Annotated in this window: 18 protein-coding genes and 1 riboswitch; all 18 genes read left to right on the top strand. The window is 45.0% G+C overall.

The genetic code is table 11. The features are described from left to right. A partial coding sequence (gene codY / locus B5D20_RS05880) for a GTP-sensing pleiotropic transcriptional regulator CodY (protein WP_078665302.1) occupies positions 1–772 on the top strand: 772 nt, incomplete at its 5' end. Between the two features lie 220 nt (positions 773–992). After that, positions 993–1,078, top strand: a riboswitch (cyclic di-GMP riboswitch). Between the two features lie 52 nt (positions 1,079–1,130). After that, positions 1,131–1,556 (top strand): flagellar basal body rod protein FlgB, encoded by a 426-nt coding sequence (gene flgB / locus B5D20_RS05875; RefSeq protein ID WP_078665301.1) that lies wholly within the window; start codon positions 1,131–1,133, stop codon positions 1,554–1,556. Between the two features lie 3 nt (positions 1,557–1,559). Beyond that, positions 1,560–2,012, top strand: coding sequence for a flagellar basal body rod protein FlgC (gene flgC, locus B5D20_RS05870; RefSeq protein ID WP_078665300.1), 453 nt, complete (start codon positions 1,560–1,562; stop codon positions 2,010–2,012). A 22-nt stretch (positions 2,013–2,034) separates the two neighbouring features. Continuing rightward, positions 2,035–2,337 carry a flagellar hook-basal body complex protein FliE gene (gene fliE, locus B5D20_RS05865; RefSeq protein ID WP_078665299.1) on the top strand — a complete coding sequence of 101 codons (303 nt, stop codon included), beginning with the start codon at positions 2,035–2,037 and terminating at the stop codon, positions 2,335–2,337. A 28-nt stretch (positions 2,338–2,365) separates the two neighbouring features. Beyond that, positions 2,366–3,904, top strand: a complete 1,539-nt coding sequence (gene fliF / locus B5D20_RS05860; RefSeq protein WP_078665298.1) for a flagellar basal-body MS-ring/collar protein FliF — start codon at positions 2,366–2,368, stop codon at positions 3,902–3,904. 11 nt (positions 3,905–3,915) lie between these two features. Continuing rightward, positions 3,916–4,920, top strand: a complete 1,005-nt coding sequence (gene fliG, locus B5D20_RS05855; protein ID WP_078665297.1) for a flagellar motor switch protein FliG — start codon at positions 3,916–3,918, stop codon at positions 4,918–4,920. After that, positions 4,913–5,725 carry a FliH/SctL family protein gene (locus B5D20_RS05850; protein WP_159071885.1) on the top strand — a complete coding sequence of 271 codons (813 nt, stop codon included), beginning with the start codon at positions 4,913–4,915 and terminating at the stop codon, positions 5,723–5,725. Before fliG ends, B5D20_RS05850 begins: the two co-directional genes overlap by 8 nt. Further along, positions 5,682–7,013 (top strand): flagellar protein export ATPase FliI, encoded by a 1,332-nt coding sequence (gene fliI / locus B5D20_RS05845; RefSeq protein WP_078665295.1) that lies wholly within the window; start codon positions 5,682–5,684, stop codon positions 7,011–7,013. Before B5D20_RS05850 ends, fliI begins: the two co-directional genes overlap by 44 nt. After that, positions 7,010–7,459, top strand: coding sequence for a flagellar export protein FliJ (gene fliJ / locus B5D20_RS05840; RefSeq protein WP_078665294.1), 450 nt, complete (start codon positions 7,010–7,012; stop codon positions 7,457–7,459). Before fliI ends, fliJ begins: the two co-directional genes overlap by 4 nt. 13 nt (positions 7,460–7,472) lie before the next feature. After that, a complete protein-coding gene (locus B5D20_RS05835) occupies positions 7,473–7,988 on the top strand; it encodes a MotE family protein (protein ID WP_159071884.1) in 516 nt (171 codons plus the stop codon). Between the two features lie 4 nt (positions 7,989–7,992). Continuing rightward, positions 7,993–9,501 carry a flagellar hook-length control protein FliK gene (locus B5D20_RS05830; RefSeq protein WP_159071883.1) on the top strand — a complete coding sequence of 503 codons (1,509 nt, stop codon included), beginning with the start codon at positions 7,993–7,995 and terminating at the stop codon, positions 9,499–9,501. 13 nt (positions 9,502–9,514) lie between these two features. Then, on the top strand, positions 9,515–9,910 hold the full coding sequence (locus B5D20_RS05825) for a flagellar hook capping FlgD N-terminal domain-containing protein (RefSeq protein WP_078665291.1): 396 nt from the start codon (positions 9,515–9,517) through the stop codon (positions 9,908–9,910). Between the two features lie 19 nt (positions 9,911–9,929). After that, positions 9,930–10,307 (top strand): TIGR02530 family flagellar biosynthesis protein, encoded by a 378-nt coding sequence (locus B5D20_RS05820; protein WP_078665290.1) that lies wholly within the window; start codon positions 9,930–9,932, stop codon positions 10,305–10,307. A gap of 77 nt (positions 10,308–10,384) precedes the next feature. Next, positions 10,385–12,469 carry a flagellar hook protein FlgE gene (locus tag B5D20_RS05815; protein WP_078665289.1) on the top strand — a complete coding sequence of 695 codons (2,085 nt, stop codon included), beginning with the start codon at positions 10,385–10,387 and terminating at the stop codon, positions 12,467–12,469. Between the two features lie 61 nt (positions 12,470–12,530). Next, positions 12,531–12,728, top strand: coding sequence for a flagellar FlbD family protein (locus B5D20_RS05810; RefSeq protein ID WP_078665288.1), 198 nt, complete (start codon positions 12,531–12,533; stop codon positions 12,726–12,728). A gap of 10 nt (positions 12,729–12,738) precedes the next feature. Further along, positions 12,739–13,521, top strand: coding sequence for a flagellar motor protein (locus B5D20_RS05805; protein WP_078665287.1), 783 nt, complete (start codon positions 12,739–12,741; stop codon positions 13,519–13,521). Between the two features lie 3 nt (positions 13,522–13,524). After that, positions 13,525–14,337, top strand: coding sequence for an OmpA family protein (locus tag B5D20_RS05800; RefSeq protein ID WP_078665286.1), 813 nt, complete (start codon positions 13,525–13,527; stop codon positions 14,335–14,337). 18 nt (positions 14,338–14,355) lie between these two features. Next, on the top strand, positions 14,356–14,832 hold the full coding sequence (locus tag B5D20_RS05795) for a flagellar basal body-associated FliL family protein (protein WP_078665285.1): 477 nt from the start codon (positions 14,356–14,358) through the stop codon (positions 14,830–14,832). The last annotated feature ends 3 nt before the right edge of the window (positions 14,833–14,835 follow it).

Below are 14,835 nucleotides of genomic sequence, written 5' to 3'. Positions count from 1 at the left end.
TTTAGAGAAGACGAGGAAGATCAACCGACTTTTACAGAAGGCAGCGGGCAACCCTGTAGATTTTGAAGAAATGGCCAAAGTTTTGTGTGATTGTGTAGATGCTAATGTTTACATTGTGGGAAGAAGGGGAAAAGTACTGGGCCATGCGTTTATGAAAAAATTCGAATGTGACACCATGGTTCAGATCGTGGAACAGGCAGAGCGGTTTCCTGAGGCATACAATGAGGCTCTGCTTAAAGTTTCTGATACTTGTACTGATTTTCACCAGCGGGCCAACACCTGTGTTTTTGAAGGCGGGCATACCTGTATATTCAGTGGGAAGCGTACAACGGTAGTTCCCATACTGGGTGGCGGTGACCGCCTGGGCACTCTGGTCCTGGCTAAATTTAATACTGAATTCAGTAATGCCGATTTAATCCTGGCCGAATATGGTGCGACTGTTATTGGAATGGAAATCCTCAGATCTAAAGCAGAGCGAGTAGAAGAAGAAGCAAGGAAAAAAGCGGCTGTTCAAATCGCTCTGGCTACCCTGTCCTTCTCGGAACTGGAGGCAGTTGAGCATATTTTTGAGGAACTGGGCGGGGAAGAAGGATTGCTGGTGGCCAGCAAAATTGCTGACCGGGTAGGAATTACGCGTTCGGTAATTGTAAACGCTCTGCGAAAATTTGAAAGCGCAGGTGTGATTGAGTCCAAATCCCTGGGAATGAAAGGCACTTATATCCGGGTATTAAATGATCGGCTGCTGGAAGAACTAAAAAAGCTAAAACACTAATTTTTAGAAAATGATGAAAAACCACCTTATTGGTGGTTTTTTTTCTTGTCTTTCCAGCAACAAATACTATATTTTTTGGGGTAAAGCTTGATATTTTATTGATAAGAGAAAGGAATTTCGCCAGCTGCGGCGAATATATAATGCGTCATAAGATGACAAAAAACGAAGAAAAACGAAAATGGTTAAACAAAAAGCAATAATATGGGACTAAAGTCCTGTCCTTTGCTCAGGGCAACTTGGTCGAAAGGCCAAGACGCAAAGCCACGGGCCTGTAGCTCAGATGAGTATGGCAGCCGGGTTACCAAAGGGTTCTCTTGCCCTGGCCTCTGCCGGGTTTATTTTTTGGAGGGATAGCGAGATGATCGAGCGCATTCTCAATCTTTCGACAATCAATTTTTTAGAACGGGGTCTGGATGCAGCCAGCCTGCGGCATCAGGTTTTAAGCAATAACATTGCTAATGTGAGCACACCTGGTTTTAAACGCAGTGATGTGGTTTTTGAAGAGGTTCTGGCTGCAGCGTTAGGACAGGGAGAAAAGACTACCCTTGCAGGTGTCAGAACGGATGCTAAACATTTGCCCATTGGTTCTGTCCCAATTGTGGCTGTTCAACCTCAGCTTGTCCGGCAGGAGGATACTTCTCTCCGAAATGATGGTAACAATGTAGATATTGATTTGGAAATGGCTGAACTGGCGAAAAACACCATTTATTATGAAGCTTTATCCAGACAAATTGGAGCGGAAATTGCCAAGCTGAAATATGTGATCTCCGAAGGGAGGCGCTAATTAATGAGCTGGTTTGACAGTCTGGAAATCAGTGCTTCAGGATTGACGGCCCAGAGGTTGCGGCTAGATGTTATTTCCAACAATCTGGCTAATGTTAATACTACCAGAACGCAGAACGGAGGCCCTTATCGGCGGCAAATGGTAGTTTTTGCAGAGCGGGCCGATGAGCTTACCTTTGCCCAGGCTTTACAGAATGCTCTGGGGCAGCAAAAACCTGTTCCTGCGGGAAAGGGAGTTAGGGTAGTTCAGGTTGCAGAAGACCAGAGTCCTTTACCCAGAGTTTACAACCCCCAGCATCCGGATGCCGATAACCAGGGGTATGTGACAATGCCGAATGTGAATGTAGTGACGGAAATGGTAGACATGATTTCAGCTACGAGAGCTTATGAAGCCAATGTTACCGCCTTGAATGCTGCTAAGTCCATGGCGGTCAAGGCTCTGGATATTGGCCGTTAATTAGCGGAAAAGGGGTGAAAGAATGAAAATCGAAGCAATCCAAAGCAGCGGATTGGCTCAACCCCTGGGGTTGGATAAAACAAAAACTGTTACTAACAGTGAGGGTCCCAGTTTTAGTGAAATACTGGCTGCCAATTTGGCCAAAGTGGATGAGTTGCAAAAACAGAGCGATGCCGCCAGGATGCAACTCTTGACCGGTCAGGCCCCTGATTTGCACACCGTAATGATTATCGGGGAAAAAGCTAATCTGGCTTTGCAATTAACGGTACAAATACGCAATAAGGTAATTGAGGCTTATCAGGAAATCATGCGCATGCAGGTATAAAAGTTAAAGGTTAGTGAGGAAGGTGGATATGAAAGAGTTATATGCCAAAGTCAGGGAAAAACTGATGCAATTCTGGCAACAGGCCAACCAAACCCAGAAAATACTGGCCCTGGCGGCGGCAGTGACTGTTGTTGTAGCCATTGGGGCGATTTTGTATTTTTACCGGCAGCCTGATTATCAGCCCCTTTTTACTAACCTGGAAGCAGCCGACGCTGGTGCCATCACAGCCAAACTGGATGAGATGAAAGTGCCATATCAGGTTTCAGCGGATGGCAAGACCATCCTGGTACCCGCTGACCAGCAAGCTTCTATTCGCTTAAAACTGGCCAGTGATGGTGTACCTACTGGTGGCGTGGTGGGTTTTGAATTATTCGACCAGCCTAAATTCGGGGAGACAGATACCGATCGTCAGGCCAAATACCAGCGGGCATTGGAAGGAGAACTGACCCGCACTATCATGCGAATGAATGAGGTTGAGCAGGCGCGGGTTCATATTGTATTGCCGCAGAACAGTTTGTTTGCCCTGGAGAACGAACAGGAAGCTAGAGCGGCAGTAATGCTGAAACTGAAACCCTACCAGAAATTAAAAGAAGAGCAGGTAGTGGGCCTGATCCGTCTGGTAGCCAATAGTGTTAAAGGTTTAAAGCCGGAAAATGTAACAATTGTTGATTCCAATATGCAGAGTTTAAGTGATGATATTAATCTGGGCAGTGAAGAGAAAAATAGTTCGAAGCTAACAGCATCCCAGCTGGAATTAAAACAGCAGCTGGAAAAGGATATGGAAAAATCAGCCCAGTCTATGCTGGACCGGGTTTTTGGACAGGGTAAGGCAGTGGTTAGAGTGACTGCTGAACTGGACTTTGACCGGGTTGAAATCAACAAAGAGGACTGGGGAGATAAAGTAACGCGGTCAGAGCAGATTCAGGAAGAAAACCAGAAGGGCAGCAGTACTATTCCGCAGGGAGTTCCTGGAACGACCACAAATATCCCCGGTTATCAGCAAATAACTCAGCAGAATAACAGCAGTGAAAGCAATAAGAGCAATAAAATCCGCAACTATGAGATTGACCGTACTCAAGAACATCGTGTCGTAGCGCCTGGCTCAATTAAGCGCCTGTCAGTAGCAGTGATGGTGGATGGGCAAAGGGTAAAAGAGGATCAAGTAGGAGCGGTGCAGGAAGTTGTTGCCAGTGCCCTGGGTGTTGATACTGCTCGTGGTGATATGATTAAAGTCACCGCCATTCCTTTCGATACATCTGATCAACAGGCTCTGGCAGCTGAGCTGACAAAAGCTGAAAAAATGGAACTTTACAAACAGATAGCAATCTGGGCGGGGATTGCGATAGTTCTAATCTGGCTTGCTTTCATGCTTAAGAAGGTGTTAACTCCTAAAGGCGGAATACAGCCTGAGCCGGTTTCGGTGGAACAGCTTCTGGCCGGCGTCAGCATTGAAAAGACCGAAGAAAAATCTGAACTGGAAAAAATTCAGGAAGAAATTGAGCAACTGGCCAAAAAAGAACCGGAAAATGTGGCCGGGTTGTTACGCACCTGGTTAGCCGAGGAATAGAGGTGATGTAGTTGGCCAAAGGTCTAACAGGAAAGCAGAAAGCAGCAATATTGCTAATAGCCCTTGGGCCTGAGCTCTCAGCTCAGGTGCTGAAAAAAATGAAGGAAGATGAAGTGGAGAAACTGACCTTTGAAATTGCCAATTTGCGCAAGGTCAGCCGGGAATATACGGAACAGGTGTTGCGTGAATTTCATCAGCTTTGTATAGCCAAAGAGTATATTAACCAGGGTGGTATCGACTATGCCCGGGAAATCCTGGAGCGAGCCCTGGGCACTCAAAAAGCCATTGACATTATCCAAAAACTGACCTTAAACCTTCAGGTTAGACCATTTGACTTTATTCGCAAATCTGATCCATCCCAGTTATTGAACTTCATTCAGGGTGAGCATCCTCAAACTATTGCGCTGGTGATGGCTTACTTAAATCCGGATCAGTCAGCTCAGCTCCTGTCGGCTATGCCGCCGGAAATTCAGGTGGATGTGGCGAGACGGATAGCGTTGATGGATCGTACGTCACCGGAGGTTATCAAGGAAATTGAAAAGGTTCTGGAGCGCAAGATGTCATCTGTTTTTGCCCAGGACTACACTACTGCCGGCGGATTACAGAGCATTGTAGATATATTGAACCGCGTGGATCGTTCTACCGAAAAGGTGATTATGGAAAGCCTGGAAATTCAGAATCCAGAACTGGCAGAAGAAATCAAAATGCGCATGTTTGTCTTCGAGGATATTGTGTTACTGGATGACCGGGCAATCCAGCAAGTTCTGCGGGAGGTTGACAGCAAGGATCTGGCTCTTGCCCTGAAAGGTGCCAGCGAAGAAGTTGGTAACAAAATTCGTCGCAATATGTCCAAGCGGGCAGCGGAGATGCTCAAAGAGGACATCGAGTTTATGGGCCCGGTCCGTCTGCGGGATGTCGAGGATGCGCAGCAGCGAATTGTTAACATTATCCGCAAGCTAGAAGAAGCTGGCGAAATCATCATAGCACGTGGGGGAGGAGATGAGATCATTGTCTAAAGTCATCAAATCTGCTCATGTGGCTAATCTGGCTCCTTTGCCGGTTCATCGGCTCAGAATTTTGCAGCTGAATGAAACCGGGGAAGAAACTGGACCTGAAATATTTAAACCAGATGCGGAAGAGCTGGAAAAGGTCCGGGAAAGCATCTTAAAAGAAACAGAAGAAATGGTGGCGGATTTAATCAACCAGGCTAAAGAACAGGCTCAGGTAATAATCGCTGAAGCCCATGATGAAGCGGAAGCCATTCTGGCCAATGCCCGTCAAGAAGGGGAAAACCTGCGCACCCAGGCTTTTCAACAGGGACTGCAGGAAGGACAAAAACAGGCATTAGCGCAATGGGAAGAAAAAATTTCTGCTTTAACAGCTATTATTAGGGCGGCTACGGAAAACAAAAGACGGGCTCTCAAGGAAGCTGAAGAATTGATGGTAGAACTAGTACTAGCCATTTCTGCCCGCATTTTGAAAGCGCTGCCGGAAATTAATCCAGACTATCTCCGCGGGCAGGTTGAAGCAGTAGTGGAAAAAGTGCTGGACAGTGAGCAAGGAATTTTGTATGTGGCCCCTCAGGCTGTAGAGCAAGTCAGTGGCTGGCTGGATGAGATAATCGCCAATCATCCTACCCTTCGCAAGCTAAGGATTCAACCGGATTCCAGTTTGTCGCCTGGTAGTGTGATTCTGGAAACTCAGTATGGCCGAGTGGAAGCGATTCTGGAAGAGCAAATGCAACTGCTGGCTGAAAGCTTAAAAGGTGTGATGGAAGATGAGCTGGACAGCGAAGAAATGGCGCTATCTGGAGTCAATTGAAAACACCGAATTGATCCGGGTTAAGGGTAGGGTTACTCAGATAATTGGCCTTACTATTGAAGCCAATGGGCCCGGGGTGCAGCTGGGGGAGATATGTGCTATTAGCAGTAGAAATGGCGGTCCGAGGATTCTTGCCGAAGCGGTGGGGTTTAAGGAAAAGAAAGTATTACTGATGCCCCTGGCTGATACCAGCGGGATAGGACCGGGATGCGAGGTGCTGGCTCTGGGGCGCAATCTGGAAATTCCCGTTGGACCAGAGTTGCAGGGCCGCATCCTGGACGGTTTGGGCCAGCCTATCGATGGCAAAGGGGAAATAAAAGGCAGTATGGTTTATCCTGTTCATAATACACCCCCCAACCCCTTGACCAGGAGGCGCATTTCTGAACCCATCGCTGTTGGAGTGAAAGCCATAGATGGTCTTTTGACTCTGGGAAAGGGGCAGCGGATCGGTATCTTTGCTGGTAGCGGGGTGGGTAAATCCACCTTGCTGGGCATGATCGCCCGCAACACCAAGGCTGATATTAATGTTATCGCTCTGGTAGGGGAACGGGGAAGGGAAGTAAGGGAGTTCATTGAACGGGACCTGGGGGAGGAAGGGTTAAAACGGTCGGTGGTGGTGGTGGCCACTTCTGACCAACCGGCTATGGTTCGCCTGAAGGCTCCCATGGTGGCTACTGCTATAGCCGAATATTTTCGAGATCAGGGTTATGATGTAATGCTGATGATGGACTCTATTACCCGCTTTGCCATGGCACAACGGGAAATCGGATTGGCAGTAGGGGAACCGCCGGCAACCAGAGGATACACACCATCGGTTTTTGCTCTCTTACCTAAATTGCTGGAAAGAGCAGGTACCGGTGAAAAGGGTTCTATTACCGGTCTTTACACCGTTCTCGTTGATGGGGATGACCATAATGAGCCTATTGCTGATGCGGTAAGAGGTATTCTAGATGGCCATATAGTTTTATCGCGTCAGCTGGCAGCGCAGAATCATTATCCTGCCATTGATGTACTCAATAGTGTCAGCCGGGTAATGACAGAAATAGTCGGCAAAGAACAAAGACTGGCGGCGGCCAGATTCCGCAGTTTTCTGGCCACTTATCAGGAGGCCAGAGATTTAATTGAAATTGGTGCCTATGTAAATGGAACCAACCCGGTACTGGATTATGTCATCGCCAATCTAGAGGAGATTAAAGGATTTTTGCAACAGGATACCGAGGAAAACTGGGATTTTACTGAGACCTGGCAGCGCTTGCTGCAACTGACAGAGCGAGGAAGTAGGCCATGAGGAAGTTTAAGTTTCGTTTACAAGCCCTGTTAGATCTGGCTGTGAAACTGGAAGAACAGCAGTTAAACAAAACCAGGGTGGCAGAGCGGCAGCTGAGAAAAGAACAGGAAACGCTGGAATCCCTCATGGAGGATAAGCAAACTGCCCTTTATTCTCAACAGGAAAACATGTTAAAGGGCTGCTCAGTTCAGGAGCTTATTGAGATGCAGTTTTATCTGGATAAATTGGCTAGACAGATCTCAAGACAACAAACTCAGGTTGCAGAAGCTGAAAAAGCATATCAGGATGAAATGGCAATGCTGCAGGAGAAAATGCGCTATCGCAAAATGCTAGAAAACCTCCGGGCCAAAGCATGGGAGGAACATCGGCAAAAACAATTAAAAGAAGAGCAGATTATTTTAGATGAATTGGCCCTCGTCCGGTACTGGTACCAGGAACATAGCTAAAGGGGGCAAAGGAATGAGGGTAGTAAAATGGATTTTATTTGTCCTGCTGTTAGCAGGGGTTGTTGCAGGAGCGGCCTGGGCCCTGGACCATTACCAGATTTGGAGCTGGCGGAAAACTGAAAAAACTGCTACAACTAAAACTGTTAAAAATCAGCAAGCCTTATTGGAAGAAGAAATCCAGAAACTCAAACAAGAGAATGAACAGCTCAGGAAAAAATTGACGGAAACAGAAAAGCAAGCTAACCTTTTAACTGATCAAATCAATAAACAAAAGGCTGAAATGGAACAAATGCAACAGGAACTGGTTCAAAGCCGGCTTGAGAATAATGACAAAAAAGCCCAACAGCTGGCTGCGTACTATACTGAGATGAAACCGCAGCAAGCAGCGGCGGTACTGGTTAAGCTGGATAATAACCTCACTGTCAACATCCTGGCGGCTATGGAAGCCGATGTGGTGGCAAAAATTTTGGCGGCTATGTCGCCTGACCAGGCGGCTGGTTATACCAAAATGCTGAATGAGAGGAGGTGAGCGAGTGGAAAATGTCAATTTAGCCGCCTTGCTGCTGGGGTTTCCTGAACTCAAGAAAATTGAGACTGCAGGCAATGCAAATGGGAAAGCAGGGGATTTTACCTCATTGCTGCTTTCTGTTTTGGCTCCTGTGCAGGAAAGCAAACAGGAACAGGCTGAGCCAGTCAAACAGAAAGAGGAAGGTGAAGGCATTAACAGGGCTAAGGATTTGCCTCTTGAACTTTTTAACCTGCTCTCCATACCATCATTAGCGCCCCGATCCCAGATGATTACTGAACAAGAGGGGCAGCTACTGGATCAGGTTCAAGTTCAAGAACCGGGCCAGGGACCAATATTAGTAGATGCAGTAAGGCAACCGCCTACTGTCTCCCCTGCTGTTTTAGGGGTAAGACTGCCAGGACAAGGGCAGATTTTAGCAGACACAGCAATACCTGTCGAAGACAAGGAGCCCTCAACTGGACAAACATCATTGTTTCATGAGTTTCCAGTTAAGCCTTTAGCTGATCTGATAGTGCTAAAACAAGAATCTCCAGCAGTTATGCCCAAGGCAGATATGCCAGACCTTAAACCTCAAATAAAAGATTCCGGTTTATCACTACAATTTGAGCAGCCAGCTGATATGCAATCTATGAAACTAATTAAGGCTTTAACTGGCCAGGTAGCACAGAAGCAAGAATCTGCATTAGTCGTATCGAAAGCAGATTCCGGTTTATCGCTTCAATTTAAGCTACCTGAAATGCGATCCCGGGAACCCATAATGGTACAACCCAGGATGGTACGGGTTAATGAAGTTTTAAATCTACCGCAAATCGCAAAAGAACAGCATCAGGTTCCGCAACAGGAAAAGCTGGAAATGTTAAAGGCTACGCTGGTTGCAAATTCTGGAGAAGAAGGTTTGAAAGAGAAAGTGCTTATCCAGGTGAAGGAAAATGGGCCCTCAGTTCAGCCAGGGGAACCTGGCGAGGAAATGGCAAGTGAGAATTGGGAAACTTCAGATCAACCAGTTGCTCAAACCAGGCATTTTTCTCTACCGGAATTCCACAGGGATAGTGAGCCAGTTCAAGCACCGGCAGATAAACAGCAAGTGACCAGACAGATTATTGAACAAATCGTTCAGAAGAGCCAGGTGGTTCGGGAACAGCAAAAAACGACCATTGAAATTCAATTAAAACCTGAACATCTAGGGAAGCTGGAAATTGTCCTCAAAGTGGAAAACGGAGTTTTGCAAGGGGAAATCAAGGTTCTGGATAGTTTCGTGCGTCAAACTATTGAGGCAGATCTTGCTAATCTCAAACAAAGCCTGGCTGACCAGGGGCTGAAACTGGGACAACTTACTGTTTCAGACCTGCAGAACGGGATATTTCAGCAGTTTCAGCAGGAACAGCGAGAGAGAAATTCGGGTATGTTCAAGCAGTTCACAAAACGTTCCCTTCGTACATGGTTGCAGGAAGAGCTGGAGCACAGCGAAACTGCTGCTGAAATCAAACTGAGTCAGATTAATTATCGAGCTTAAGGAGGTGAGAAAGATGACTATCAGTAAGGTTCAGCAAACTACCAATCAGGGTGGGGTAGCACCAAAAGCAAATAATAAAGACCTGGGCAAAGATGCGTTTCTACAGTTGCTGACCACTCAATTGCGCTATCAGGATCCGCTGCGCCCTATGGAAGATAAGGATTTTATTGCCCAACTGGCCCAGTTCAGCAGCCTGGAACAAATGCAGAACCTGAACTTAAATGTTAACTTGTTACGAGGAACTGAACTGCTCGGCAAGACGGTTAAAGCCAAATTGACTGATGAAAAAGGGCAGGAAAGAGTTATTTCCGGGCTGGTAACTGCAGCTCAGAAGGTAGATGGACAGGTAAAACTGACAGTTAATGATCAAGTTGTAAGCATTGAACAGATTTTGGAAGTTAGCCTGTGACCGGGAGGGATAGAGAGCTATGAGTGAGATGTTACGCGGAATTACCGGTCAGAGTATAAAACCTGCTGTCAATCAGCCTGGGCATGGCATCAGCAAAAACGTTAATTTTGCGGGGATCCTGCAACAAGCGGTAAACAAGCAAAAGTTGAAGTTTTCCGGCCATGCCTTAGAACGATTGGGCCTCAGAAACAGCACCATCAGTGAAAGGGCTCAGCAAAAACTGGAAGATGCTGTCGCCAAAGCTGCTGCAAAAGGAGCAAAGGAAGCGCTAATCTGGCTGGATAATACGGCTTATGTGGTAAGTATCAAAAACAGGACTGTAATTACAGCGGTAACCAAAGAAGCAATGAAGGAAAATGTCTTTACCAATATAGATTGTGCTGTAATTATGGATTAACGGGCTGGACCTCAGTGAGGAGGCCCAGGTGCCGTGGACTGACTGAAGCGGTACAAAAAGAGGAGGTTTGATTGCGTATGATGCGTTCATTATTCTCTGGTGTGTCGGGTTTGAGAAATCATCAAACCAAAATGGATGTGATCGGTAATAATATTGCTAATATAAATACGGTTGGGTTTAAAAGAGGACGGGTTAATTTTCAGGAAATGCTGGTACAAACCATTCGAGGTGCCTCTGCTCCTCAAGGGGGGCGCGGTGGCGTCAATGCTCAACAGGTAGGTCTGGGTGTCCAGGTGGCCAGCATCGATTATGTTCAGACCCAGGGTAACCTGCAGTCTACTGGCAAGACCACTGACCTGGCCCTGCAGGGGGATGGTTTCTTTATCCTTTCTGATGGTGCGGATCAGCTCTATACCAGAACCGGGATTTTTGACCTGGACCAGGATGGCAATCTGATTTTTGCCTCCAACGGGATGAAGGTAATGGGTTGGACCACAGTTGATGCCTATGGCAAGATAGTCACTAATACCAGCTTAACTAATATCACTATTCCCATCGGTCAGTCCATGAAACCTCAGGCAACCGAAGCAGTGACCTATGCCAACAATCTGGATGCCAGTGCCAAACTTGGGACTGTTCATCAGACACAGGTAGAGGTTTATGATTCTGTTGGCAATGCCCATACTATAGTGACAAACTTCGAAAAATTATCTGTTGATGCTGATGGAAATACCACCTGGGGTTATACAGTTAGCTTAGGTAATAACGATGCGATAATTCAAACTTTTATCGGTCAATTTGACACCTATGATTCGTTATTACCTGGAGGCCCTGGAGATCCTATTCCTACACCAACCACGAAGCTGGAAACGCAATATCAGGTATTAAACCTGGCCCAGAGAGCAGCTTTTCTGGCAAACCCTAATGTTACCATAGATGGCAAGCCGATTACTAAGGACTTAAAATTCTCTGATCTGGTTCAGGATACTGGTAATCCAGCCTTTTCCATTCGTGACCAGGTATCGTATCTCACGGGGGGCGCGGCTAATTTTGATTCATTGGATGTAGCCCAAAAGCTATTTATTTTAGAAGCAGCTTATGCGGCAGTGGAGGCAAATAAACAGGTAGCTGCTGGCAACCCCAAATTTTCCGGAGACTATAGTTTGAATGTAACTGCACCGTATACTGGAGCGGGCACCGTATTTGGCAATAATTATTATATTGATAATTTAGGTGTTCCTTATCCGCTTACCGTAACAGATCCCGCTGCCAATACTGATCCTTCAGTAGCTGAAACTATAACAATAAAAATTTATTCGGATAGTGACCCTACTGGTTTTACAATAACTTTAACAGAAACAGGTCCTGATACAGGTATTTTCCAAAGTGATTTTAATTTTACCAATGGCGCATCTAATGCCGCAACCAGAAGTATCAAGGTTAAGGATGGAGACACGATAACTATCGAATATGGCGGTAGTACTGTAGATACCGCTAGATGGTACACGACAACATATAGTCCTGAATATGTTGATGATTTGTTAAAGGTACAAACTAGCCTGGGAATCGATAAACTTAATCCCAGATATGGCTATATTATTTTCGATCAGAGCGGTCAGTTAAAAGCTGATGAAACCCGACTGGCAAACTTGATTATCGATCCGAAAAATATAAATTTGACCAGAGCTTATAGTTTTTCCCCTTCCGGGGCCAAGACAGTAAATATTATTCCTGATTTCAAGTCCCTTACTCAGTACACTTCGCCTTTTACAGCCAGTGCTGTTAACCAGAACGGGAACCCGGCGGGTACTTTGCAGAGCTTTACCATCGACAAGAATGGGACAGTTACCGGTATATTCTCTAACGGTTTTACCAAAGATCTGGCAGTAATTGCTATTGCTAATTTCAATAATCCGGGCGGGTTGATGAAAATGGGCGAAAACCTTTTCAAACGTTCCAACAACTCCGGTTTGGCCCAGATTGGCCCGGCTGGCACAGGTGGACGGGGTTCTATTACCCCCGGGGCGCTGGAAATGTCCAATGTGGATTTGAGCCAGGAATTCACTGATATGATTGTGACCCAGAGGGGGTTCCAGGCCAATTCACGGATTATAACTACTTCTGATGAAATGTTACAGGAACTGGTTAATCTAAAGAGGTAGTTTAAATTGATAATCCAAGCAGCCGCTCTCGGCTGCTTGGATTAATTAGAAGGTGACATAAATGATAAAGGTCACGCGTTTAAATGGAAAAGAGTTTGTTGTCAATTGCGAGCAAATAGAGTTTATAGAACAAACCCCAGATACGGTGATATCCCTTGTTAGTGGCAAAAAAGTTGTTGTGCAGGAAAGTGTAGATGAAATTATTGGAAAAGTAATTCACTATAAACGCCAGATTGGTATGTTCCCGGTAGAGAAGTGAGGTGTAAATAGTGGACTTAGCGACAATCATTGGTCTGGTTTTAGCGATTGCTTCGCTGTTGATCAGTGTTATTTTAGAAGGTGGGGAACTACATTCATTAATCAACGAATCAGCGGCTTTACTGGTCTTTGGCGGCACCATAGGGGCTACCCTGATCTGTTATTCCCTTGAAGATATAAAAGAAATCGGAAAGGTATTAAAAATAGCTTTTACTACTCAAAAAACTGACCCGATCAGTGTTATTGAAAACCTGGTCAGTTTTGCTGAAAGAGCCAGAAGAGAAGGTTTACTTGCTTTAGAAAATGAGACAAGTAGCATGGACGATGATTTTTTACGTAAAGGAATACAATTAATCGTTGACGGTACAGACCCGGAACTTGTTAGAAATATTTTGGAAACAGAATTGGCCTTTTTAGAACAAAGACATCATCGCAGCGCAAGTATCTTTGAAACTGCCGGTGGTTTTGCACCGACAATGGGGATTATTGGGACTGTTATGGGGCTGGTTCACGTTTTGGGTAACTTATCGGATGTAGCCGGGCTGGGGCCGGCTATTGCCACCGCTTTTATAGCGACATTTTATGGAGTGTCTTCCGCAAACGTTATCTTTTTGCCGCTGGCAAACAAACTAAAAGGTAAAAGTAGCACTGAACAACTTATCAGAGAAATAATGATAGAGGGAATACTTTCCATTCAGGCAGGTGAAAACCCCAGGATTGTAAAAGAAAAGCTAATGGCATTTTTATCTCCCAAAATTAGGTCTCAGCTCCCTGTTGAAGGAGGGGAGAAATAATATATGGCACGCAAACAAAAATCTGACAGTTCGGGCGGTGGAGGGGGGCATGGCGGCAGCGGCGAGCTTCGCTGGTTGCTAACATATGCCGATTTGATTACCTTATTACTAGCTTTTTTTGTTATTATGTATTCCATGTCGCAGACTGATGCCAAAAAATATCAAGCATTGGCGCATTCTTTAGCGATTGCATTTAATAGTTCAAGTGGCGGTAGCAGCGTTGTTCTTGATCAAGGGGGAGCTTCGACAGTTAAAGTACCAGCACCAGAAGAACAAAGTAGTAGCGATTTGGAATTGTTAAAAAAGAAAAAACAGGAAATGGAAATCAGAAAAAAAGAAAATGAGGAGTTTCAAAAAATAAAAGAACAAATAGAGAAATATGCTGCTAAATTAGGGTTTAAAAATAGAGTGATAATGAATATCGAGGAGCGGGGCCTGGTTATAAGCCTGGCAGATTCTGTTATGTTTGACACAGGTAAAGCCAATTTAACACCGATGGCGATAAAGGTTCTGGATCAGATGGCCGGGTTACTTAAACAACTAAATAATCCGATCAGAATTGAGGGACATACTGATAACGTACCTATTAAAAATAGTAAATATCCAAGTAACTGGCAATTATCAACGGATCGTGCTACTACGGTATTGATTTATTTAATTGAAAAACATGGATTGTCCCCCCAAAAATTATCTGCTGCAGGATATGGTGAATACAAGCCGATAGTACCTAATACATCAGAAGAAAATCGCAGCAGAAATAGAAGGGTTGATATAGTAATTCTGCATTCTTCTGAATCAGAGAAAGAACCAAAATGATAAATGGGGGTGTAAAGGTTGGCTTCAGAGACCAACAAGGAAACCAAAAGCAACAAAATCTATTTTACCATTGGGATAGCAATAATCATTATCGTTGTAGCGGTAGTAGGAACCAATTATTTTTTAATTAAAAGTCTATTGCCGAGTTTGACCAAGCAACCAGCAGCTACTGAAAGCAAATCATCAGAAATAGGACCGATTATTGAAGCTGGAGAATTTATAGTTAATTTAAATGATCCCGAGGCTTCACCCTATTTAAAAACCAAAGTTACTATAGAATTAACTAATGCAAAAAATGAGGCAACAGCTAAAGCTAGGGAAGCGATTATTCGCAATGATATTATTAATATATTAAGAAGTAAAACACTGGAAGATGTTACCCAGTCAGATTCCATGGTTAATTTAGCCAAGGAAATTACCAAGACGCTCAATGAAAAAACTCTCCCAGGTATGGTGAAAAATGTATATTTCTCGGATTTTGTTGTACAAAAATAAAGC

Origin of the sequence: Carboxydocella sporoproducens DSM 16521, assembly GCF_900167165.1 — a bacterium.
In the GTDB taxonomy this organism is placed as follows: Bacteria; Bacillota.
Note: the sequence above shows the minus strand (reverse complement) of the source record. Positions and strands in the feature narration are given on the sequence as shown.